At 58.9% G+C, this 20,545-nt stretch carries 18 protein-coding genes, 1 tRNA gene, 1 rRNA gene and 1 pseudogene; 4 read left to right on the top strand and 17 right to left on the bottom strand.

All coding sequences use genetic code 11. The annotated features are described in order from the left end of the window. Positions 1-52: 52 nt before the first annotated feature. Positions 53-1,318 carry a transcription termination factor Rho gene (rho, locus tag AXW79_RS19700; protein WP_005320670.1) on the bottom strand — a complete coding sequence of 422 codons (1,266 nt, stop codon included), beginning with the start codon at positions 1,316-1,318 and terminating at the stop codon, positions 53-55. Between the two features lie 206 nt (positions 1,319-1,524). Continuing rightward, complete coding sequence (gene trxA / locus AXW79_RS19695; protein WP_005320671.1) at positions 1,525-1,851, bottom strand: thioredoxin TrxA; 327 nt, start codon at positions 1,849-1,851, stop codon at positions 1,525-1,527. 113 nt (positions 1,852-1,964) lie between these two features. On the opposite strand from trxA, the gene rhlB reads away from it, so the two are divergent. The 3 genes from rhlB to AXW79_RS19680 are packed head-to-tail and all read left to right on the top strand — an operon-like array spanning position 1,965 to position 5,043. Beyond that, positions 1,965-3,254, top strand: a complete 1,290-nt coding sequence (gene rhlB, locus AXW79_RS19690) for an ATP-dependent RNA helicase RhlB (RefSeq protein ID WP_011899248.1) — start codon at positions 1,965-1,967, stop codon at positions 3,252-3,254. 13 nt (positions 3,255-3,267) lie between these two features. Then, entirely contained in the window at positions 3,268-4,758 is a 1,491-nt protein-coding gene (gene gppA, locus AXW79_RS19685; RefSeq protein WP_005320675.1) for a guanosine-5'-triphosphate,3'-diphosphate diphosphatase, read from the top strand. A 30-nt stretch (positions 4,759-4,788) separates the two neighbouring features. Beyond that, positions 4,789-5,043 carry a Rho-binding antiterminator gene (locus tag AXW79_RS19680; protein WP_005320676.1) on the top strand — a complete coding sequence of 85 codons (255 nt, stop codon included), beginning with the start codon at positions 4,789-4,791 and terminating at the stop codon, positions 5,041-5,043. 71 nt (positions 5,044-5,114) lie between these two features. On the opposite strand, the gene AXW79_RS19675 is transcribed toward AXW79_RS19680, so the two are convergent. Then, positions 5,115-5,864: a class I SAM-dependent methyltransferase gene (locus AXW79_RS19675; RefSeq protein ID WP_005320678.1), complete on the bottom strand. Its 750-nt coding sequence runs from the start codon at positions 5,862-5,864 to the stop codon at positions 5,115-5,117. 77 nt (positions 5,865-5,941) lie between these two features. Between AXW79_RS19675 and AXW79_RS19670 the strand changes: the two genes are divergently transcribed. Further along, entirely contained in the window at positions 5,942-6,682 is a 741-nt protein-coding gene (locus AXW79_RS19670) for a substrate-binding periplasmic protein (RefSeq protein ID WP_005320680.1), read from the top strand. A gap of 7 nt (positions 6,683-6,689) precedes the next feature. Here AXW79_RS19670 and AXW79_RS19665 read toward each other — a convergent pair whose 3' ends face one another. The 14 genes and pseudogenes from AXW79_RS19665 to rrf form a co-directional block, all read right to left on the bottom strand. Further along, entirely contained in the window at positions 6,690-9,236 is a 2,547-nt protein-coding gene (locus tag AXW79_RS19665; RefSeq protein ID WP_011899249.1) for a sensor domain-containing phosphodiesterase, read from the bottom strand. Positions 9,237-9,441: 205 nt separating this feature from the next. Beyond that, a complete protein-coding gene (gene prlC / locus AXW79_RS19660) occupies positions 9,442-11,484 on the bottom strand; it encodes an oligopeptidase A (RefSeq protein ID WP_005320684.1) in 2,043 nt (680 codons plus the stop codon). 223 nt (positions 11,485-11,707) lie between these two features. Next, positions 11,708-12,727, bottom strand: coding sequence for a porphobilinogen synthase (gene hemB / locus AXW79_RS19655; RefSeq protein WP_005320686.1), 1,020 nt, complete (start codon positions 12,725-12,727; stop codon positions 11,708-11,710). 3 nt (positions 12,728-12,730) lie between these two features. Continuing rightward, positions 12,731-13,516 carry a TatD family hydrolase gene (locus AXW79_RS19650; protein ID WP_005320698.1) on the bottom strand — a complete coding sequence of 262 codons (786 nt, stop codon included), beginning with the start codon at positions 13,514-13,516 and terminating at the stop codon, positions 12,731-12,733. A gap of 111 nt (positions 13,517-13,627) precedes the next feature. Continuing rightward, on the bottom strand, positions 13,628-14,383 hold the full coding sequence (gene tatC / locus AXW79_RS19645; RefSeq protein WP_005320700.1) for a twin-arginine translocase subunit TatC: 756 nt from the start codon (positions 14,381-14,383) through the stop codon (positions 13,628-13,630). Next, positions 14,380-14,826: a Sec-independent protein translocase protein TatB gene (gene tatB / locus AXW79_RS19640; protein WP_005320703.1), complete on the bottom strand. Its 447-nt coding sequence runs from the start codon at positions 14,824-14,826 to the stop codon at positions 14,380-14,382. Before tatB ends, tatC begins: the two co-directional genes overlap by 4 nt. A 3-nt stretch (positions 14,827-14,829) precedes the next feature. Beyond that, a complete protein-coding gene (gene tatA / locus AXW79_RS19635) occupies positions 14,830-15,075 on the bottom strand; it encodes a Sec-independent protein translocase subunit TatA (protein ID WP_005320705.1) in 246 nt (81 codons plus the stop codon). 113 nt (positions 15,076-15,188) lie between these two features. Continuing rightward, positions 15,189-16,829 (bottom strand): ubiquinone biosynthesis regulatory protein kinase UbiB, encoded by a 1,641-nt coding sequence (gene ubiB / locus AXW79_RS19630; protein WP_005320707.1) that lies wholly within the window; start codon positions 16,827-16,829, stop codon positions 15,189-15,191. Next, positions 16,829-17,437, bottom strand: a complete 609-nt coding sequence (locus AXW79_RS19625) for a ubiquinone biosynthesis accessory factor UbiJ (protein ID WP_011899251.1) — start codon at positions 17,435-17,437, stop codon at positions 16,829-16,831. The genes ubiB and AXW79_RS19625 overlap by 1 nt, the downstream gene beginning before the upstream one ends. 8 nt (positions 17,438-17,445) lie before the next feature. Next, a complete protein-coding gene (ubiE, locus tag AXW79_RS19620; RefSeq protein ID WP_005320731.1) occupies positions 17,446-18,198 on the bottom strand; it encodes a bifunctional demethylmenaquinone methyltransferase/2-methoxy-6-polyprenyl-1,4-benzoquinol methylase UbiE in 753 nt (250 codons plus the stop codon). Positions 18,199-18,263: 65 nt separating this feature from the next. Next, entirely contained in the window at positions 18,264-18,641 is a 378-nt protein-coding gene (gene crcB / locus AXW79_RS19615) for a fluoride efflux transporter CrcB (protein ID WP_005320732.1), read from the bottom strand. Between the two features lie 89 nt (positions 18,642-18,730). After that, a pseudogene (locus AXW79_RS19610) lies at positions 18,731-19,985 on the bottom strand (cytosine deaminase). A gap of 271 nt (positions 19,986-20,256) precedes the next feature. Further along, a tRNA-Thr gene (locus AXW79_RS19605) sits at positions 20,257-20,332 on the bottom strand. Positions 20,333-20,438: 106 nt separating this feature from the next. Further along, positions 20,439-20,545, bottom strand: a 5S ribosomal RNA gene (gene rrf, locus AXW79_RS19600); the annotation flags it as partial.

Genomic DNA, 20,545 nt, shown 5'->3' with positions numbered 1-20,545 from the left:
TAGATAAACAAAAACCGCGACATGAGCTGCGGTTTTTCATTTTCCAACCAGATTACTTCTGCTGACGCCGCATGGAGTCGAAGAATTCGTCGTTGGTCTTGGTGGCCGCCAACTTGTCGATCAGGAACTCTATGCTGTCGATCTCACCCATGGGATGAATGATCTTGCGCAGGATCCACATCTTCTGCAGCTCATCACCGGTGGTCAGCAACTCTTCCTTCCGGGTGCCGGAACGGGTGATGTCGATGGCCGGGTAGATGCGCTTCTCGGCAATCTTGCGCGAGAGGTGCAGTTCCATGTTGCCGGTACCCTTGAACTCTTCGTAGATAACCTCGTCCATCTTGGAGCCGGTATCCACCAGCGCGGTCGCTATGATGGTCAGGCTGCCGCCTTCCTCAACATTGCGAGCGGCGCCGAAGAAGCGCTTGGGTCTGTGCAGGGCGTTGGCATCCACACCACCTGTCAGTACCTTGCCGGATGACGGGATGACAGTGTTGTAGGCGCGGGCCAGACGGGTGATGGAGTCCAGCAGGATGACCACATCCTTCTTGTGCTCGACCAGACGCTTGGCCTTCTCGATAACCATATCGGCAACCTGAACGTGACGGGAAGCAGGCTCGTCGAAGGTGGAAGCAATCACTTCACCCTTCACCATGCGTTGCATCTCAGTCACTTCTTCCGGACGCTCGTCGATCAGCAGGACGATCAGTTCACAGTCCGGGTGGTTGTAGGCGATGCTCTGGGCGATGTTCTGCAGCAGCATTGTCTTACCGGCCTTGGGCGGCGCCACGATCAGGCCACGCTGGCCTTTACCGATGGGGGAAGCCAGGTCCAGCACACGGGCTGTGATATCTTCGGTAGAACCGTTACCCCGTTCCATGCGCAGACGTTCGTTGGCATGCAGGGGGGTAAGGTTTTCAAACAGGATCTTGTTGCGGACGTTTTCCGGACGGTCGTAGTTGACCTCGTTGACCTTGAGCAGTGCGAAATAACGTTCGCCCTCTTTCGGTGGCCGGATTTTGCCGGAAACAGTATCGCCGGTTCGCAGGTTGAAACGGCGGATCTGGCTCGGGGAGACATAAATATCGTCCGGGCCAGCCAGATAGGAGCCATCTGCACTACGCAGGAAGCCAAAACCGTCGGTCAGGATTTCCAGCACACCGTCGCCAAAGATATCCTCGCCACCCTTGGCGTGCGCCTTGAGGATTGCGAAAATAATATCTTTCTTGTGCGCCCGAGCCAGATTTTCTAACCCCATGGATTCGCCAAGCTTTACCAGCTCGGACACAGGAGTGTTCTTTAATTCAGTCAGATTCATAGTGGTGAAAGTCTGTAAGCAAGGATTGAAATGAGGAGACAGTCTGCTGGATTGATGCTGATCGGATTTGACTTGCCAGGCTGCTGCTAAGCAAAGAGTCAGGCAAAAAGGTTAGCAAACGAACGATAAGCTAGCACCAATCGGGATGAGCGTCTAGGTGATAAAACACAAGGAGCGCATTATTGCAATGCGCTCCTTTTTGATTATTACAGGTTAACGTCCAGAAACTCTTTCAGCTGAGTCTTGGACAGGGCGCCGACCTTGGTCGCAGCCACTTCGCCATTCTTGAACAGCAAGAGGGTCGGAATACCGCGAATGCCATACTTGGGCGGCGTGTCGGCGTTATGATCGATGTTCAATTTCGCCACTGTCACACGACCGGCATACTCTTGGGCGACTTCGTTCAGGATAGGGGCAATCATCTTGCACGGACCACACCATTCGGCCCAGAAGTCGACCAGAACGGCGCCATCGGCTTTGATTACATCTGCCTCGAAGCTGGCATCGCTCAGCTGAACAATCTTGTCACTCATCTCCAACTCCAGTCAGTAATTAAGGCTTTATTGACGTATCAACAAAGGCAATAGTTGCCCTATTTGAAATGATCCTGTTTATTATTGCAAGCCTAACCTGATAACCTACCGCCATGAGCAAAACACACTTAACGACCGAAAAATTCGCCCAAATGGGCCTCGAACCCGAAGTTCTGGCTGGTCTGGAATCAAAGGGATTTCACTATTGCACGCCCATCCAGGCGCTGTCTCTGCCACTGCTGGTAGAAGGTCATGACCTCGCCGGTCAGGCTCAGACAGGGACCGGCAAGACCATTGCCTTCCTGGCTGCGACATTCAACTATTTGCTGACCCACCCGCTGAGCAATCCCCGTCTGGTTAACCAACCCAGAGCCATCATAATGGCGCCCACCCGGGAACTGGCAGTGCAGATCTACAACGATGCCGACACCATTTCCGCATCCACCGGCCTGAAACTCGGCCTCGCCTACGGTGGCGAAGGTTACGACAAGCAGCTGGCCGTGCTGGAGCAGGGCGTCGACATCCTGATCGGCACCACGGGTCGCATCATCGACTACTTCAAGTCCAAGGTGATCGATCTGAGCAACATTCAGGTCGTGGTGCTGGATGAAGCGGATCGCATGTTCGATCTGGGCTTCATCAAGGACATCCGCTTCCTGTTCCGCCGCATGCCTGCCCCGACCGAGCGTCTGAGCATGCTGTTCTCCGCCACCCTCTCCCTGCGGGTGCAGGAGCTGGCCTACGAACACATGAACCACCCGGAACATGTGCAGATAGAGCCGGAGCAGATGACAGGCATCCGCATTCAGGAGGAGCTGTTCTACCCCTCCAACGAAGACAAGATGCTGCTGTTGCTCTCCCTGATGGAAGAAGAGTGGCCGGAAAAAGCCATCGTCTTCGCCAACACCAAGCATGTCTGTGAAGACGTGCATGCGTGGCTGGAGAATGACGGTCACCGCGTCGGTCTGCTGACCGGTGACGTGCCGCAGAAGAAGCGGATGAAGATCCTGGAAGACTTCACCAAGGGAACCCTGGACATACTGGTCGCTACCGACGTGGCTGCCCGTGGTCTGCACATTCCTGATGTGACCCACGTCTTCAACTACGACCTGCCCGACGATGCCGAAGACTATGTACACCGTATCGGTCGTACCGGTCGTGCCGGCAAGAGCGGTCACTCCATCAGCCTGGCCTGTGAAGACTATGCCTTCAACCTGCCGGCCATCGAGGAGTACATCCACCACCCGATCCCGGTCAGCAAATATGACCGTGAAGCGCTGCTGGATGACGTGACTGCCCCGAAACGGGTCGTTCGCAACCGTCAGCCAGTGAACCGCAACATGCGGGATCGCCAGGGCGGTGGCAACAGCAACAACCGTCGTCGTCCGCCACGCAAGAGCTGAAGGACAGGCCCAGTTGCACAACTCGCCTCTCTATGCCGCCATTGACCTCGGCTCCAACAGCTTTCACATGCTGGTGGTGCGCGAGGTCGCCGGTGCCCTGCGCACCGTCACCAAGGTCAAGCGCAAGGTTCGCCTCGCCGCCGGGCTCGATCCGGAATTTCGTCTCAGCCGTGCCGCCATGGAGCGGGGCTGGGACTGCCTGCGTCTGTTCTCCGAGCAGCTGCAGGACATTCCGGCCGACAATATACGGGTGGTGGGCACGGCCACACTGCGCCTTGCCACCAACGTCGACGAGTTCCTGAGCGAAGCGGAACGGGTGCTCAACCACAGCATAGAGATCATCTCTGGCGAGGAAGAGGCCAAGACCATCTACGAGGGTGTGTCCTGGACCTCGGCCGGGGAAGGCAACCGGCTGGTGATCGACATCGGCGGCGCCAGCACAGAGCTGGTGATTGGCGAGCACAGCGAAGCGAAACTGCTCAACAGCCTGCACATGGGCTGCGTCACCTGGCTCAACAACCACTTCGGTGATGGCGAGCTGAGTGAAGCCCGCTTTGCGCAGGCGATTGCCGCTGCCAAGGCGGTGCTGGAGAAGGTGGCGGAAGATTACTGCGTCCTTGGCTGGCGCACCTGCGTCGGCGCCTCCGGCACTGTACAGGCGCTGCAGGAGATCATGCTGGCGCAAGGGAAGAGCGAGCGGGTCACCCTGCCCAAGTTGCAGGAGCTGATGGGTCAGGCCATCGCCTGCGGCAGGCTGGACCGGCTACAGCTGGAAGGACTGGCGGCCGAGCGGCTGACCGTGTTCCCCTCCGGTCTCGCCATCCTGATCGCCATCTTCGAAACCCTGAACATAGAGAGCATGACCCTGGCGGGCGGTGCCTTGCGCGAAGGGCTTATCTACGGTCTGCTTGGCAACAATCACGACTGCGATGCCCGGGATCGTACCGCCGACAGCCTCATCAGCTGCTATCAGCTGGATAAAGAGCACGCCGAGCGGGTACGTGACACCGCCATAGAAGCGTTCAATCAGCTGCAACCGGCCTGGCGCCTATCCAAACGTTACGGTCGCCCTATCCTGCGTTATGCGGCCCTGCTGCACGAGATTGGCCTCTGTATCGAGTACAAGAAGGCCCCACAACACGCGGCCTATATCATAGACAACATCGACATGCCGGGTTTTACCCCTGCACAGAAGAAGTTGTTGTCGGCCCTGCTGTTCAACCAGCGGGATGAATTCAAGCTGGAAACCCTGGAAAAACAGGGTGCCGTCACGGGTCGTCAGGCGATCCGGTTGGCCCGCATCCTGCGCATCTCGCTGATCCTCTGCATGCGCCGTACCCAGGGCACAGTACCCAACTTCACCCTGCAGGCCGAGGAAGAGGCGTTGACCCTGACCCTGCCCAAGGGGTGGATGGACGAACACTACCTGCGCGCCAGCGAATTGCGTCTCGAAGTGGAACGCCAGCAGAAGATGGGCTGGCCTACTCGCTTGCTGGAAGCCTGACACAGAAACTTGCTCGTTTGGGAGCCGATCATGCCGGATTACCAACCCATCAGCTGCGATCTCTACGACTGGCTTGAAATTGCCGCCAGCTGGCAATTACCGGTGACCCTCGCCAGTCGCGATGGCCACCAGTGGGATGACAAGATCCGCACCATCGAAGCCAGCGAGGGTGTCGAGTATCTGCTGCTGCACAGTGGCGAGCGACTCAGCCTGGGGGATCTGGCGACTCTGCGCCTGAGATGGCAAGGGGAAGAGAAGCTGATCCGCTTCGCCCCAACCAACTGAATCCGGTACGAAAAAAGAGGGCCAACCTTGGGTTGGCCCTCTTTTTTTTCATCAGCGGCTCACACTGGCGGTTAACCCGCCGCCAGCGCAGCCATCACGTAGACGTCGAAGCGGTTGCTCTTGGTCTCGATGGCCATGCTGGGCTTGTGCTCGTTGAGCCAGCCTGCGTAGTCGGGGCGCTTCACCACCACCCGCTTGTCCGCCATCTGCAGCGCGGCCGGCAGCAGGGCATCGGCGTCGAGATCCGGCCCCACCAGCGACTGGAACACCCGCATCTCTTTCTTCACCAGCGCCGACTTTTGCTTGTGAGGGAACATGGGATCGAGGTAGATGACATCGGGCCGCTCCGGCAACGCCAGCAGGTTGTCCACCGCCGGCCCTTGCAGCAGGCGCATCCGCTCGCTGACCCAGGGACCTATCTCGGGATCCTGTGCCGCCCGCATCAATCCATCTTGCAACAGGGCCGCCACCACGGGACTGCGCTCAATCAGGGTCACCTTGCAGCCGAGGGAGGCCAGCACGAAGGCGTCGCGGCCGAGCCCGGCGGTGGCATCCACCACGGTAGGCATTGCACCGGCCTTAAGCCCGACCGCCTTGGCAATGGATTGACCGCGCCCGCCGCCAAACTTGCGGCGATGGGCCACCGCCCCTTCCACGAAGTCCACATAGACGGCCCCCAGCTTGGGTTCGTCCAGCTTGCGCAGCTCCAGCCGCTCAGGAGTAAACACCAGCGCAAACTGGGGATAGTCGGTCTGGTTCAGCTGGCTGGCCAGCACTTGTGCCTGCGCGGCCTTGGTGGGGTCTTCGAGGAGGATTTGCATGGTCTTTGAAGGCGTTCTAAGTTCAGTGAACCGAGTGTACCACAGCCCCTTTCCATCGCTGTAGGGAGGAAAACCCCATGCACCTGCTCATCGCCCTGCTGCTCGCTGCTCAGAGCAGCACAGACCTGAAGGTATGCGGGGTAGACTGGCCCCCCTTCTCCTATGCGGAGCAGGGACGTCTGACCGAGGGGATATCGGTGGAGATCCATCGGGAGGTTGCCCGACGTCTGGAGATGAATCTCACCCTGATCGAGTTACCCTGGGGGCGTTGCGAGCAATATGTCAGAACCCGGCTCGCCGACGGCATTCTGGATAATGCCCCGCTGTCCGAGTGTCATCACTCGAATCTCGCTACCGCTTTTTATCCACTGGCCGCCTATGTGCGCGCCGACAGCCCCTTGCAACGTTTCTCATGGGACTTGGCCAAAGGGATGAAGGTCGGCATGGTCAGGGGTTATGACTACACGGAGAAAATCAAGAACCATACCGGCTGGGTGCCAATCAAGGCGCACTCGGACAAGCAGCTGCTGTTGCTGCTCGAAAAGAGCCGGGTCGACATGATCATCCTGGATTACTTCTCTGCCCCCATCTTGTCGAAGGAGCAAGATGTCCAGATCCGCGCCCTCTCTCCCTTCATCGACTCGACTCCGCTCTACCTCTGCTTTGGCGAGCAGAGGGCAACACTGCTGCCCGCGTACAACAAGGCCCTGCAGCAGATGCTGGAAGAGGGGATTCTGGATCGTATCTATCTGCGTTATCTCGGTGAAGACTATCAGACACTGAAGGGCAGGCAGGACAAGCTGAAACCGGCAGAGTGATCATCTGCTAGCTGATCTGCAGGAACATGCTCTTGTCGTTGAGTTGCAGATATTCGACCAGATCGTCATAGGCCAGCGGGCGGCTGAGCAGGAAACCCTGAGTGAAGGCACATCCCTTCTGGCAGAGGAAGTTGAGCTGCTCGCGGGTCTCCACCCCCTCGATCACCACCTGCATGCCGAGGTTGTGCACTATGTTGATGATGCCGTCGAGCAGCAGCCTGTCCTGTTCGTTGAACGGGATATGGCGCACGAAGGCCCTGTCAATCTTGACCAGATCCACAGGGAAGTTGCGAAGATAGTTGAGGGCCGAATAGCCGGTGCCGAAGTCGTCGATGGCCAGCTTGCAACCCGCCTCGCGCAGGGCATCGATCCGTACCCTGTGCTGATCGCTGGTCTCCATCAGCAGAGATTCGGTGATCTCGATGACGATGTCACAGGGGTCGAGCCCGAAGTGGTGGATCACCTTGAGCCACTCGCTCGCCTCCGGGTCTATAGTCTGGAACTCCAGGGTGGAACGGTTGATGGACATCTGCAGATCCGGGAAGCCGGATTGCTGCAACCGCGCCAGATCCCGGCAGGACTGCCAGAGCACCAGCGCCCCCAGCCCCTGGATGAGCCCCGCCTCCTCCGCCAGCGGAATGAAGTCCGCCGGCGAGACCTGACCCCAGTGCGGGTGATACCAGCGCACCAGCGCCTCCAGCTTGGCGACCCGGCCGCTGCGGTTGTCCCAGATGGGCTGATAGGCCATGGTCAGCTGCTCCAGCTTGATGGCCTCCGCCAGATCCTGCTGCATCTGGTGACGCTGGCGCACCTCTTCGCGCATGGAGGCGCAGTAGCTGCCGAGCAGGCGTCCCTGCCGCTTGGCGGCAAACAGCGCTTGTTCGGCGTTGCGCAGCAGCTCGTCGCTCTCGACACCATCCCCCGGGCAGAGGGTGATGCCTATGGTCGCCGTCACATAGAGGTGCTGGTTGGCCAGCATGAAGGGGCGGGCAAAGCCGCCGATCACCTGTTTGGCGAATACCTCAGCCTGACGGCGGTTGACGATGCCGGGCACCAAAAACGCGAACTCGTCGCCGCCGATGCGGGCCACCAGATCTTCGGTGCGCACCCGGCTCACCAGCCGATCCGATACCTCTCGCAGCAGGGCATCACCAGCGTGGTGATCCATGCTGTTGTTGACCGCCTTGAAGTTGTTGAGATCCAGTACCATGAGCGCGAAGCGCTCGCCCCGCTCGCAGAAACGGGTGAGGCAGCGACCAAACAGCCAGCGGTTGGGCAGGCCGGTGAGGTTGTCGTAGTTGGCCTGGGCAGCGATCTTCTGCTCCGCCAGCTTGGTCTGGGAGAGATCGCTGAAGATGCCTATGTACTGGCTGATCTTGCCCCCTTCCCGCAAGGTGCTGATCATCAGCTGCTGGGGGTAGAGCTTGCCATTCTTGCGCTTGTTCCACACCTCCCCCCGCCAGACGCCCACCCGCTCCAGCGCATGGTACATGTCGGCATAGAAGGCCTGATCGTGCAGCCCGGATTTGAGCATGCTGGGACGCTGGCCGCACACCTCCTCCCCGCTGTAACCGGTGATCTGCTCGAACGCCGGATTGACCGAGATGATGCGACTGTCGGCATCACATACCAGAATGGCTTCAGAGAGGTTGTCATAGACCCGGTGGGAGAGCTTGAGCTGCTCGGCATGGCGCTTGAGGGGATCGATATTTTCCAGCACCACCATCAGGTAGTCGGGCTGCAAATGTTCATCCCGCACCAGAGTGACTGTCACCCGGCCCCACAGCACCTGGCCATCTCTATGCAGGTAACGCTTCTCCTGGGTGAAGGCGGTGCGCTCGCCACGCTTGAGCTCCGCATAGCAGGAGACGCTGCGCAGCCAGTCTTCCGGGTGGTTGAGCTCGGCGGCGGTACGGTGCAGCAGCTCGCTCTGGCTGTAGCCCAGCATCTTTTCGATGGCCGGGTTGGTCCAGAGGATCTTGCCATCCAGATCCAGCTTGCCGATCCCCACAGGGGCGTGGGACATCATGGTGTGCAGGAAATGGTGATACTCGGGCTGGCTCTGCACCGGCTGCTGCTGAAACATCAGCGCCAGCTCACGGCCGGCCAGTGGGGCCAGCAGTCGCAACAGCCCCATCACCTTGTCCATGTTGGCGAGCGGCCGTTTGAACAGCACGCTGCAGATGCCGATGGTCTCGCCCTGGGCATTCTTGAGGGCGATCCCCGCATAGGCCTGGATGTGCCAGGCCTGCAACACAGAAGCATGGGGGAACAACTGCTGGACGCGGTCGCTGAACCAGGCCTCCCCCTCTTGCAGGGTGATTTCCCCCGGGGTGGCGCTGACCGGAAAAGTGAAGCTTGTGGTGTCGAGAGATGCCGGATGGGCGGCGTGGACCTTGAAAAACAGCCCCGCTTGATCCCTACCTGAAATCAGGACGAAGTCGGCCCCGATCGCTGCTGCGATTTCACTCACAAAGGTATCGAAATATCCCTGACCACTCGAATGAGACAGACTTGAGATGATTTGATAGACAGACTCGAGTGCTCGCCTCATGGCAAGGTTCTTTCTCTCCCTGGAAGGTAGAACCCGACTCTACTCAAGAGGCGGGGACAGTGCAAACATGCACTCCGCAAGATATTAAAAAGCCTTGAGAAAAGGGACCAAAAGGTCCCTTTTTATCTCAAAAATCACGCGGAGATCCCACTATGCCGCAAAAGTGTACCTGCTTGAAGCTCAAGGCCGCCTGGGGCACTGAGTCTCACGCGGCAATCCCGCTATGGCGCAGCAGAGCATCCACTTGGGGCTCGCGGCCACGGAAGGCTCGGAACAGCTCCATCGGCTCCTTGGAACCGCCCTTCTCCAGGATGTTCTTCAGGAAGGATTGGCCTGTGGCCGGATTGAAGATCCCCTCCTCCTCGAAGCGGGAGAAGGCATCTGCCGAGAGCACTTCGGCCCATTTATAGCTGTAGTAACCCGCCGCATAGCCGCCCGCAAAAATGTGGGAGAAGCTGTGCTGGAAACGGTTGAACGCAGGCGGCGTCATCACGGCTACCTGGCTGCGCACCTCGGCCAGCAGGGTCGGGATCTGATCCGGGTTGGCCGGGTCAAACTCCTGGTGCAGACGGAAGTCGAACAGGGCGAATTCCAGCTGACGCAACATCTGCATGGCGGCCTGGAAGTTGCGGGCGGTCAGCATCTTCTCCAGCAGATCGGCAGGCAATGGCTCGCCGGTCTCATGGTGGCCGGAGATAAAGGCCAGCGCTTCGGATTCCCAGCACCAGTTCTCCAGGAACTGACTCGGCAGCTCCACCGCATCCCAGGCCACGCCGTTGATGCCAGCGACACCGGCCACGTCGATCTGGGTCAGCATGTGGTGAATGCCGTGGCCAAACTCGTGGAACAGAGTCACCACCTCGTCGTGGGTAAACAGGGCCGGTTTGCCATCCACAGGGCCGTTGAAGTTGCAGGTCAGGTAGGCCACCGGCTTTTGCAAGGATCCATCCTGACGGTAGCGACGACCCAGGCAGACATCCATCCAGGCGCCGCCCTGCTTGTGCTCACGGGCATAGAGGTCGAGGTAGAAGCTGCCGCGTAGCTCATCCTCGGCATCGAAGATGTCGTAGAAACGCACGTCCGGATGCCAGGTGTCGATGCCGAGACGCTCGCGCACCTTGATGCCGAATACCCGCTTCACCACCTCGAACAGCCCTTTCACTACCTTGTTGGCAGGGAAGTAGGGGCGCAGTTGCTCGTCGGAGATGGAGAACTTGTGCTGCTTGAGCTTCTCGGCGTAATAGGGAAGATCCCAGGCCGCCAGCTCGCGCTGACCGTGATGCTCGGCGGCAAAGGTGCGGATCTCTTCCAGCTCGGCCTTGCCTTGCGGCAGGGATTTGGCTGCGAGATCAGTGAGGAAACCCACTACCTGTTCGGTCTTTTCCGCCATCTTGGTGGCGAGCGACAACTCGGCATAGTTGCCAAAGCCCAGCAGTTGGGCCAGCTCGCGACGCAAGGAGAGCAGCTCTGTCATGATGGCGGAGTTATCCCATTTGCCGGCGTTCGGGCCCTGATCCGAGGCGCGAGTCGTGAACGCCTCATACAGCTCGGCACGCAGCTCGCGGTTGTCGGCATACATCATGACCGGCAGATAGGAGGGGATATCCAGGGTGAACAACCAGCCCTGCTGACCCTTCTGCTCCGCCAGCTGACGGGCGGCAGCCAGTACGCTTTGTGGCAGACCGGCCAGTTCGGCCTCGTCGCTCACCAGCTTGGTCCAGCCCTGGGTCGCATCCAGCACATTGTTGCTGAAGCGGGAGGCGAGCTCGGAGAGGCGGGCCTGGATTTCACCGTAGCGCTGCTGCGCCTCGGCGGGCAGACCGATACCGGACAGACGAAAATCGCGCAGGGTATTCTGGATCTCCTTGCGCTGGGCACCATCGAGGCGAGGGAAATCATCGCTCTCAAAGAGGCCCAGATAAGCCTGATAGAGGCCTTCATGTTGACCGACATAGGTCTGGAATTCGGACAACAGCGGCAGGCAGGCGTCGTGGGCCGCGCGCAGCGCTTCGCTGTTGAGGACGGAGTTGAGATGGCTGACCGGCGACCAGACTCGTGCCAGGCGGTCATTCACCTCTTCCAGCGGGGCAATCAGGCTGTCCCAGGTATGGGAATCGCGCTGGGCCAGCACATCGGTGATCTTCTGTTTGCAATCGGCGATGGCCTGCGTCACGGCAGCTTGCACCTGTTCGGGCTGGATCTGGCTGAAGGGGGGCAGCGAGTCCATTGTCAGCAAAGGGTTGTTCATCCTGCGGTACCTCTAAATTCTCTTACAGCCCCTGCCGTCCAGAAGCCTGCTTGGACTACCTAAGATGTAGGCAGGAACCTCATTAATCAAGCCTTTGCCGCCGTGAACCGGGTCAGTTGCCCACTTTTCGCGAAAACATGCTCATTAAAGCAGCGATCCAGCTGTCAGAGACGACAATGCCGACCCAGGGGCCGGCATTGTGAGCGAAATGAGACGGCGGACATCAGCGTCTGGCGTCTTCCTGCAGCCACTGGGCAACCCGTTTGGCGAAGTAGGTGAGAATGCCATCGGCACCGGCTCGCTTGAAGCAGAGCAGGGACTCCATGATGCTCTCCTTCTCCTTCAGCCAGCCGTTCTGGATCGCCGCCATGTGCATGGCGTACTCGCCGCTCACCTGATAAGCAAAAGTCGGCACGCCGAACTGATCCTTCACCTGACGGATCACGTCCAAGTAGGGCATGCCCGGCTTGACCATGACGCTGTCAGCCCCTTCCTGAATATCCAGCGCCACTTCGTGCAGGGCTTCGTTGCTGTTGGCCGGATCCATCTGATAGGTGGCCTTGTTGCTCTTGCCGAGGTTGCCGGCAGAGCCCACCGCATCGCGGAACGGGCCGTAGTAGCAGGAGGCATACTTGGCGGAGTAGGCCATGATCTGGACATTGATGAAGCCGTTCGCTTCCAGTGCGGCGCGAATCGCGCCGATGCGGCCATCCATCATGTCGGACGGCGCAACGATATCGGCCCCGGCGGCGGCGTGGGAAAGCGCCTGCTTCACCAGGATGTCCGTGGTGATGTCGTTCAGCACATAGCCTTCATCATCTATGATGCCGTCCTGGCCATGGGTGGTGAAGGGGTCGAGCGCTACGTCCGTAATGACCCCCAGCTCGGGGAAACGAGCCTTGAGGGCGCGGGTCGCCCGCTGGGCCAGACCGTCCGGGTTGTAAGCTTCTTCCGCCAACAGGCTCTTGCTCTCCAGCGGGGTCACCGGGAAGAGCGCAATGGCGGGCACGCCGAGGGCGACCAGCTCTTCGGCTTCCGCCAGCAGCAGGTCGATGGAGAGACGATCCACCCCCGGCATGGAGGTGACGGCCTCACGACGGTTCTCCCCCTCCAGCACGAACACGGGATAGATGAGATCGTTGGCGGTCAGTACGTTCTCGCGCACCAGACGACGGCTGAAATCATGTTTGCGCACCCGGCGCAGACGGCGACCCGGAAAGGCGCCCGGAAGAGTTGTAGCCATGAATCACTCCTGAAGAGGAAGTTGGAAGAACACGGCGGAGGTGGCCCGGGTATGGGCCAGCAAGGCCTCGGGCGCTTCACCACGGCAAGCCGCCACCACCTTGGCGATATGCGGCAAAAAAGCGGGTTCGTTGCGTTTGGGTCTGGGTTTCAAATCCCGCGGTACCAGATAGGGGGCATCGGTTTCGATCATCAGCCGACCGGCCGGAATGCGCGCCACCTGCTCGCGCAGCAGCTGACCACGGCGCTCGTCGCAGAGCCAGCCAGTCACCCCGATATGCAGTCCCAGCGCCAGACACTCGTCCAGCTCCTCGTCGGAACCGGTGAAGCAGTGCAGCACGGCCCCCGGCAATCTGGGCAGCCAGGGACGCAGGATCTCGACAAAACGGGCGTGCGCATCGCGACAGTGCAGAAACACCGGCATCGCCAGTTCGGCAGCCAGCGCCAGCTGGGCGTCGAATACCGCATTCTGCACCGGACGGGGGGAGAAATCGCGGTTGTAGTCGAGACCACACTCGCCGATGGCGACCACCTGCGGCAGTGTCGCCAGCTCGCGCAAGGCTGGCAGGGTTGCATCATCGACGCTTTTGGCATCGTGAGGATGAACCCCGGCGGTGGAGAAACAGTAACCCGGCCACAGCGCAGCCAGGTCAGCGCTTTCGCGGCTACCGGCCAGATCGGTACCGGTCAGGATCAGTGCCTCCACCCCGGCGGCACGGGCGCGTGCCACCAGTTCAGGCTGTTCACCGGCAAACTGGCTGCTGGTGAGGTTGAGACCAATGTCGATCATGGGATGAGACGTTCCGAACAAAAGGAAGACATATCAGGTATTTGAAAACCATCTACTCGATGGGGCATCACCATACGCCTCGAACGGGGGCATGAAAAGAGGAAGGGAGCCTCAGCTCCCCTCTTCCGTTTGTTCCTGTTGCTCCTCATCCTCTTTCTTCACATAGAAACGGGCGAAGAACAGACCTATCTCCCACAAGGCCCACATGGGAATGGCGAGCAGGGTCTGGGAGAAGACATCGGGTGGCGTCAGCAACATGCCGACCACGAATACCCCGACGATGACGTAAGGACGCTTCTCCCGCAGGCTCTTGGGAGTGGTCACCCCTGTCCAGCACAGCAGTATGGTGGCCACAGGTATCTCGAACGCCACCCCGAACGCGAAGAACAGGGTCAGCACGAAATCCAGATAGCTGGCGATGTCGGTCGCCACCGTCACTCCGGCGGGCGCCGTACTGGTGAAGAAGCCGAACACCAGCGGGAACACCACGTAGTAGGCAAACGCCATTCCGCTGTAAAACAGCACTGCGGTGGAGACGACCAGCGGCATGATGAGACGCCGCTCATGCTTGTACAAACCAGGGGCGATGAAGGCCCAGGCCTGGTAAAGCAGATAGGGGATCGCCACAAAGAAGGAGACCACCAGAGTCAGCTTGATGGGTGTCAGGAAGGGGGTCGCCACATCCGTCGCTATCATGCTGGTGCCTGCCGGCAACTGGCTGAGCAGCGGCTGGGCTACGAAGTCGTAGATATTGTTGGAAAAGTAAACCAGACAGACAAACACCAGCAGGATGGCCGAAATGGCATGCAGCAACCGGGTTCTCAGTTCGATCAGATGACTGATCAGAGGTTGTTCGGCCTGACTCATGGCTTCACCTCCTCTTTTTTGTCAGCAAGGACATCCGTGCTCTGAACGGTTGTCACCATGGGCGCCTCATCATGAGTCATGGCCGCGGCTGGTTGTGCAGGTTCAGCCTTAACCTCGGCAGCAGCCGGGGCAGGATGGATGGTATTTTGCTGTTCATAGGGACGGGTCACCGATTGTGCCGCCGCCTTCAACTGCTCGATAGACTCCTGCAACTCGGGGCTCAGGTTGCTCATCTGCAACTGTTCGGCCTTCTTCAGGTCGTTGTGCAGCTCTTGCAACCTCAGCTCCTGCTCCAGCTCGGACTTGACCGAGTTGGCAGTGCTGCGGATCAGCCTGATCCAGTGGCTGGCGGTACGGATCGCCACGGGCAGCCGCTCGGGACCGAGCACCACCAGGGCGACGATGCCGATGACAACCAGCTCCCAGAAACCGATATCGAACATGGCTTAAGCCTGATCTTTGTCTTTCTGCTTGGCGGCCTCGGCTCTGGTGGCCGCATCGTTCAGCTGTTTCGGATCGAAATCTGCATCCTTCTCGGCCGGCTTGGCCTCGGGTTCATCAGACATGGCTTTCTTGAAGCCTTTGACGGCCGCGCCCAGATCACCACCGATCCCGCGCAATTTCTTGGTGCCGAACAGCAAGACTACGATGGCCGCGATGATCAACAATTGCCAAATACTGATACCACCCATGATATTTCTCCAAAATTGGCGCCAAGGGGCGCGAGTGTGTTATTGACGAGCACGATACTGATACCAGTACGCAATCTTTCCCAAACTGGCACTTGAGGTGTGCAAGCAGGCAATTAGTGTGAACGGGCCTTGAACCAACCCAGCAGCCAGCATAATCCGGCACCAGCCAGGCTGATTTGTCCCCATTCAATGTGTTGTTTTTGGGTCAGCAAGAATACACCCACCAACAGCAGGCTGGCTCCAACCCCTAAGAGGTAGCGTGCCTGCCCCTGCCGCCGGCTATGACGGCGAAAATCGGCAAACATCTGGTCGAAGTGGCGCTGCTGGTGACGGGTCTGGCGCAGTGTCTCGTAGACCAGCTCGGGCAACTCCGGCAGCTTCTCCGCCCAGAACGGCGCCTTCTCCTTGATGGCATTCCACACCGCTTTGGGCCCGACCTGCTCGTGCATCCAGTTTTCCAGATAAGGCTTGGCGGTCTGCCACAGGTCCAGCTGGGGATAGAGTTGACGACCCAACCCTTCCACATAAAGCAGAGTCTTTTGCAGCAGCACCAGTTGCGGCTGCACCGCCATGTTGAAGCGACGGGCTGTATTGAACAGGTTGAGCAGCACGTGGCCGAACGAGATCTCGGACAGCGGCTTCTCGAAAATGGGTTCCAGCACGGTGCGAATGGCAAATTCGAATTCATCCACCTTGGTATCGGGTGGTACCCAGCCAGACTCCACATGCAGCTCCGCCACCCGGCGATAGTCACGGTTGAAGAAGGCGAGGAAGTTCTCGGCCAGGTAGCGCTTGTCTTCCCGATTCAGGGTGCCGACTATGCCGCAGTCGATGCCGATCCAGAGCGGATTGTCGGGATGCTCATAGGAGACGAAGATGTTGCCCGGGTGCATGTCGGCGTGGAAGAAACTGTCACGGAACACCTGGGTGAAGAAGACTTCCACACCCCGCTCGGCCAACAGCTTCATGTTGGTGCCGTTGGCTTCCAATGCAGGAATGTCGGAAACCGGTATACCGTAGATGCGCTCCATCACCAGCACATGCTCACGGCAGTGTTCGGTGAACACCTCGGGCACGTAGAGCGCATCAGAACCGGTGAAGTTGCGGCGCAGCTGGATGGCATTGGCCGCTTCTCGCATCAGGTTCAATTCGTCGAGTATGGTCTTGCGATACTCTTCCACCACCTCGATGGGTCGCAGACGCGCGCTCTGGGGTACGAAACGGGCCACCAGGCGAGCCAGGGTCTGCATCAGACGCAGGTCGGCCTCGATGACCGGCTCTATATCCGGGCGGATCACCTTGATGACGATCTCGCGGCCATTCTCCTTCAATCGACCGGTATGAACCTGCGCGATGGAGGCCGATGCCAGCGGTGTCTCGTCGAAATCGTCGAACAGCGTTTCGACGGGGCAACCCAGGCTCTCCTCGATCTTGAGACGGGCCGCCTGACCGCAGAAGGGGGGAACTCTGTCCTGCAACATGGCCAGCTCTTCGGCGATATCCGGCGGCAGAAGATCGCGCCGGGTCGACAGCATCTGACCGAACTTGATGAAGATGGGGCCGAGAGCCTCGAAGGCGAGGCGAATGCGGGCGCCCCGGCTAAGGTCGGGTTGCTTTTTCTTGAGCCAGAACAGGCTTCGACGAGCCAGACGACCCGGCCAGGGTTGATAGCGGGCAGGCACCAGTTCATCTATGCCCTGCTCCAGCAGTATGGTGATGATGCGATAGAGGCGCTTGAACTCCTTCGGGGTCATCAGGCTACCTGCTGTTCGAAGCGTGCCAGCCGCAGCTCGACTGCTTTCATCTGTTGCGCCAGTACCTCGACGTCATCGTTGAAACTCGCCACTTCCAGCGGACCGGGCGCGAGGCGGACCTCTTCGGTCAGGTATTCGGCCAACTGACGCTGGGAGCGGCACAGCTCGCGCCCCAGCACGCGGCGCGCCTGACGGGCACCGCTGAACAGGGTGTGGGCCAGCACGTCGCCGGTATAGCGCGACAGCTCCTCTTCCCAGTCGATATCCAGCTCGCCAAGCAAGACACTGAACGCCTGCACCAGCTGGGGATCGCCGCTCAGGTCGAGCTTCTCCTCGCGGATATAACGGGTAAGAGCGGACGGGTCTTTCAGCAGGCCAAGCGCCGTCAGCGACAGGCTGAGCACCGCATCGGCCTCACCCTCATGCTGAGCCAGCACATCGAGCCGGCGATCGGAGAAGACGAACCAGAGCGGTTTGAGCTCACGCAATTCCAGCTTGAGCACCTTGCCCGTCAGCTTGCGCAACCGCTCCGGGCTCTGCTTGTCGAACGTCAGCAGCTGATTGAGGCTGGTTTCGATCACGGCAGTGACCATGGCATCCATCGGCATAGGCAACCTTAAAACTTGTAACCACGGTGCAGGGCAACCACACCCTGGGTCAGGTTGTAGAACTCAACCTGCTCGAAACCGACATTTTCCATCATCCCCTTCAGGGTCTGCTGGTCCGGGTGCATGCGGATGGATTCTGCCAGATACTTGTAGCTTTCACCGTCATTCGCGACAAGTTCGCCCATTTTTGGCAACAACTTGAAGGAGTAGAGATCGTAGAGCTTGGCGATCACCTCGCTGGCCGGCTTGGAAAACTCCAGCACCAGCAGACGGCCACCCGGCTTGAGCACACGGAACATGGAGGCCAGCGCCTTGTCCTTGTCGGTCACATTGCGAAGGCCGAAGCCGATGGTGATGACATCAAAGTGATTGTCCGGGAACGGCAATGCCTCGGCGTTGGCCTGCACGTAGGAGACGTTGTTCGCCACCCCCAGGTTGCGCAGCTTGTCGCGGCCCACCTTGAGCATGGAGTCATTGATATCTGCCAGCACTACCTGGCCTGTCTCGCCGACGATACGGGAGAACTTGGCGGTCAAATCGCCAGTGCCACCGGCCAAGTCCAGCACCTTCTGGCCCTTGCGCACACCGGAACAATCGATGGTGAAGCGCTTCCACAGGCGGTGGATGCCGAACGACATCAGATCGTTCATCAGATCATACTTGGCTGCCACCGAATGGAAGACGCCGGCAACCAGAGTTTCCTTCTCGGTCGCGGCCACGGTTTTAAAGCCAAAATGCGTTGTCGTAGTCTGTTCTGACATCCCTTAAACACCCATAGAGCAAAGAATGGTCGCCAGTTTACCAGAGCCAATGGCGTGCGGACACCTTAAACCCGGCTGGCGACCAACTGCATCCCCAGCAACACCATGGCCAGGCAGAGGGACAGGTTGAGACCCATATTCAGCACCGCCTTCAGGTAGGCCCCCTGCTGCGCCAGCACGACTGTATCCAGCGCGAAGGAAGAGAAGGTAGTCAGGGCCCCGAGGATCCCCACCATCAGCAACGGCTTCATAGGGTGTTCCACCACATGACCGTGACTGATGAGGGCAAAGGCGATACCCATGATGAAAGAGCCCACCACATTGACCACCAGGGTGCCGTAGGGGAAATGGCGACCCAGCAATAACGCCATCAGCTCGGATATACCAAAGCGCAGGCAGGCACCGATGGCACCACCGGCTGCAACAAATAACCAGGTTTGCATGGGGCAGACTCCGTAATATCAGGCCGACATTATGCAAAATATCCACAGTAGAGGACAGACAGGCAATTAATCGACACGGCAGTGCCGTCTTAGCGGCGAAAATCGACCGGCTCGACCCGATCCAGATGGAGTGAGGTCTGGGCTGGCCTAGTCTCGGCAATCACCCGACCATGGCGAATGGAGTAGCGCACCGGCACCTGACGGCGCACCGCATCAAAGCCATTCTCGGCGGGCAGGATCAGCAGATTGGCCGGCTTGCCCACCTCGATGCCGTAGCGATCCTGCACATTCAGGGTACGGGCGCTATGGTTGCTGATCAGTTTCAAACTGTCGTTGATCTGCTCATAACCCATTATCTGGCACACATGCAGCCCCATGTGCAGCACCTGCAGCATGTTGGCGGTGCCCATGGGATACCAGGGATCGAACACATCATCGTGGCCGAAGCAGACATTGATATTGGCCTCCAGCATCTCCTTCACCCGGGTAATGCCACGACGCTTGGGATAGGTATCGAACCGTCCCTGCAGGTGGATGTTCACCAACGGATTGGCGACGAAGTTGATCTCCGCCATCCTGAGCAGCCGAAACAGGCGGGAAGCATAGGCCCCGTTGTAGGAGTGCATGGCTGGCGGTCACCCTATGGCCCATGCCGCGCTCGTAGGCCAGGGTCGCCAGTGTCTCGATAAAGCGGGACTGCTCGTCATCAATCTCGTCACAATGAACATCCACCAGAACCTGATACTTCTCGGCAAGATCGAAGATGTAATGCAGACTTTCGACCCCGTATTCCCGGGTAAACTCGAAATGGGGTATGGCGCCGATCACGTCGGCTCCCAGCCTGAGCGCCTCTTCCAGCAAGGCCTTGCCGTTGGGGTAGGAGAGGATCCCCTCCTGCGGGAAGGCGACGATCTGCAGCTCGACCCACTCCTTCATCTCTTCCTTCACCTCCAACATGGCTTTCAGGGCGACCAGATTCGGATCGGAGACATCGACGTGAGTGCGGACAAACTGTATGCCGTTGGCAATTTGCCACTTCAGCGTATAGATGGCGCGCTGTTTCACATCTTCATGGGTCAGCAACGCCTTGCGCTCAGCCCAGCGCTCAATCCCCTCGAACAGGGTACCGGACAGATTCCAGCTCGGCTCCCCTGCGGTCTGGGTTGTGTCGAGGTGAATATGAGGCTCGATAAAAGGTGCAATAGCCAGGCCTGCTTCCCCATCCAGCTCCCGGGTAGACAGGAGAGGCTGGCTCATGGGGGCTATGGTCCGGATCAACCCATCCTGACAGAGGATTTGCCACAACCCTTCCCTGTCAGTCAGACACACATTCTTTATCAGCATGTTTTTCATCCTTTTTCTGACACCTATTACCTTTCCAATCGACAACTTAGCTCGGATCAATTTAATAGAACAGCATTCACGTTGAATACATATGAAGCTGACACTATTGGCAAACGGCAACAATAAAGGGAATTGACCGGAATGAAGGCAGGATTGACCGAAATAGGGGCCTCGGATCAGACCCGTCTCTATCTGGATGCCAGAAAAATCTCAGTAAACTGAGAAACGCAGATGCAAAAAAGCCTCCCGATTGGGAGGCTTTAATATTTAATGGTGCTGATACCCAGAGTCGAACTGGGGACCTCATCCTTACCAAGGATGCGCTCTACCAACTGAGCCATATCAGCACACTAACCGGTAAAGACCGCACTGCGTGCGTTATCTAAATCTCTCGTCCGCAACAACCTTACGTTGTCACACGACCAACCACATCGCTGTGATTGCTTAATTAAAGCCTGGCAGTGTCCTACGCTCGCATGGCGAATGCCACACTACAATCGGCGCTACAGCGTTTAACTTCAGAGTACGGCATGGGATCAGGTGGTTCCACGGCGCTATGG

The sequence above is a fragment of the Aeromonas salmonicida subsp. salmonicida genome, from assembly GCF_001643305.1.
GTDB lineage: Bacteria > Pseudomonadota > Gammaproteobacteria > Enterobacterales > Aeromonadaceae > Aeromonas > Aeromonas salmonicida.
This window is presented reverse-complemented; position numbering and strand designations above follow the sequence as displayed.

Coding starts and splice junctions, on each gene's coding strand:
- ubiB (WP_005320707.1), bottom strand. CDS start 16,829: ATGACCCCGAAGGAGTTCAAGCGCCTCTATCGCATCATCACCATACTG.
- hemB (WP_005320686.1), bottom strand. CDS start 12,727: ATGGCTACAACTCTTCCGGGCGCCTTTCCGGGTCGCCGTCTGCGCCGG.
- ubiE (WP_005320731.1), bottom strand. CDS start 18,198: ATGTCAGAACAGACTACGACAACGCATTTTGGCTTTAAAACCGTGGCC.
- trxA (WP_005320671.1), bottom strand. CDS start 1,851: ATGAGTGACAAGATTGTTCAGCTGAGCGATGCCAGCTTCGAGGCAGAT.
- AXW79_RS19680 (WP_005320676.1), top strand. CDS start 4,789: ATGCCGGATTACCAACCCATCAGCTGCGATCTCTACGACTGGCTTGAA.
- AXW79_RS19650 (WP_005320698.1), bottom strand. CDS start 13,516: ATGATCGACATTGGTCTCAACCTCACCAGCAGCCAGTTTGCCGGTGAA.
- prlC (WP_005320684.1), bottom strand. CDS start 11,484: ATGAACAACCCTTTGCTGACAATGGACTCGCTGCCCCCCTTCAGCCAG.
- rhlB (WP_011899248.1), top strand. CDS start 1,965: ATGAGCAAAACACACTTAACGACCGAAAAATTCGCCCAAATGGGCCTC.
- tatA (WP_005320705.1), bottom strand. CDS start 15,075: ATGGGTGGTATCAGTATTTGGCAATTGTTGATCATCGCGGCCATCGTA.
- crcB (WP_005320732.1), bottom strand. CDS start 18,641: ATGCAAACCTGGTTATTTGTTGCAGCCGGTGGTGCCATCGGTGCCTGC.
- rho (WP_005320670.1), bottom strand. CDS start 1,318: ATGAATCTGACTGAATTAAAGAACACTCCTGTGTCCGAGCTGGTAAAG.
- AXW79_RS19670 (WP_005320680.1), top strand. CDS start 5,942: ATGCACCTGCTCATCGCCCTGCTGCTCGCTGCTCAGAGCAGCACAGAC.
- tatB (WP_005320703.1), bottom strand. CDS start 14,826: ATGTTCGATATCGGTTTCTGGGAGCTGGTTGTCATCGGCATCGTCGCC.
- AXW79_RS19665 (WP_011899249.1), bottom strand. CDS start 9,236: ATGAGGCGAGCACTCGAGTCTGTCTATCAAATCATCTCAAGTCTGTCT.
- tatC (WP_005320700.1), bottom strand. CDS start 14,383: ATGAGTCAGGCCGAACAACCTCTGATCAGTCATCTGATCGAACTGAGA.
- AXW79_RS19625 (WP_011899251.1), bottom strand. CDS start 17,437: ATGCCGATGGATGCCATGGTCACTGCCGTGATCGAAACCAGCCTCAAT.
- AXW79_RS19675 (WP_005320678.1), bottom strand. CDS start 5,864: ATGCAAATCCTCCTCGAAGACCCCACCAAGGCCGCGCAGGCACAAGTG.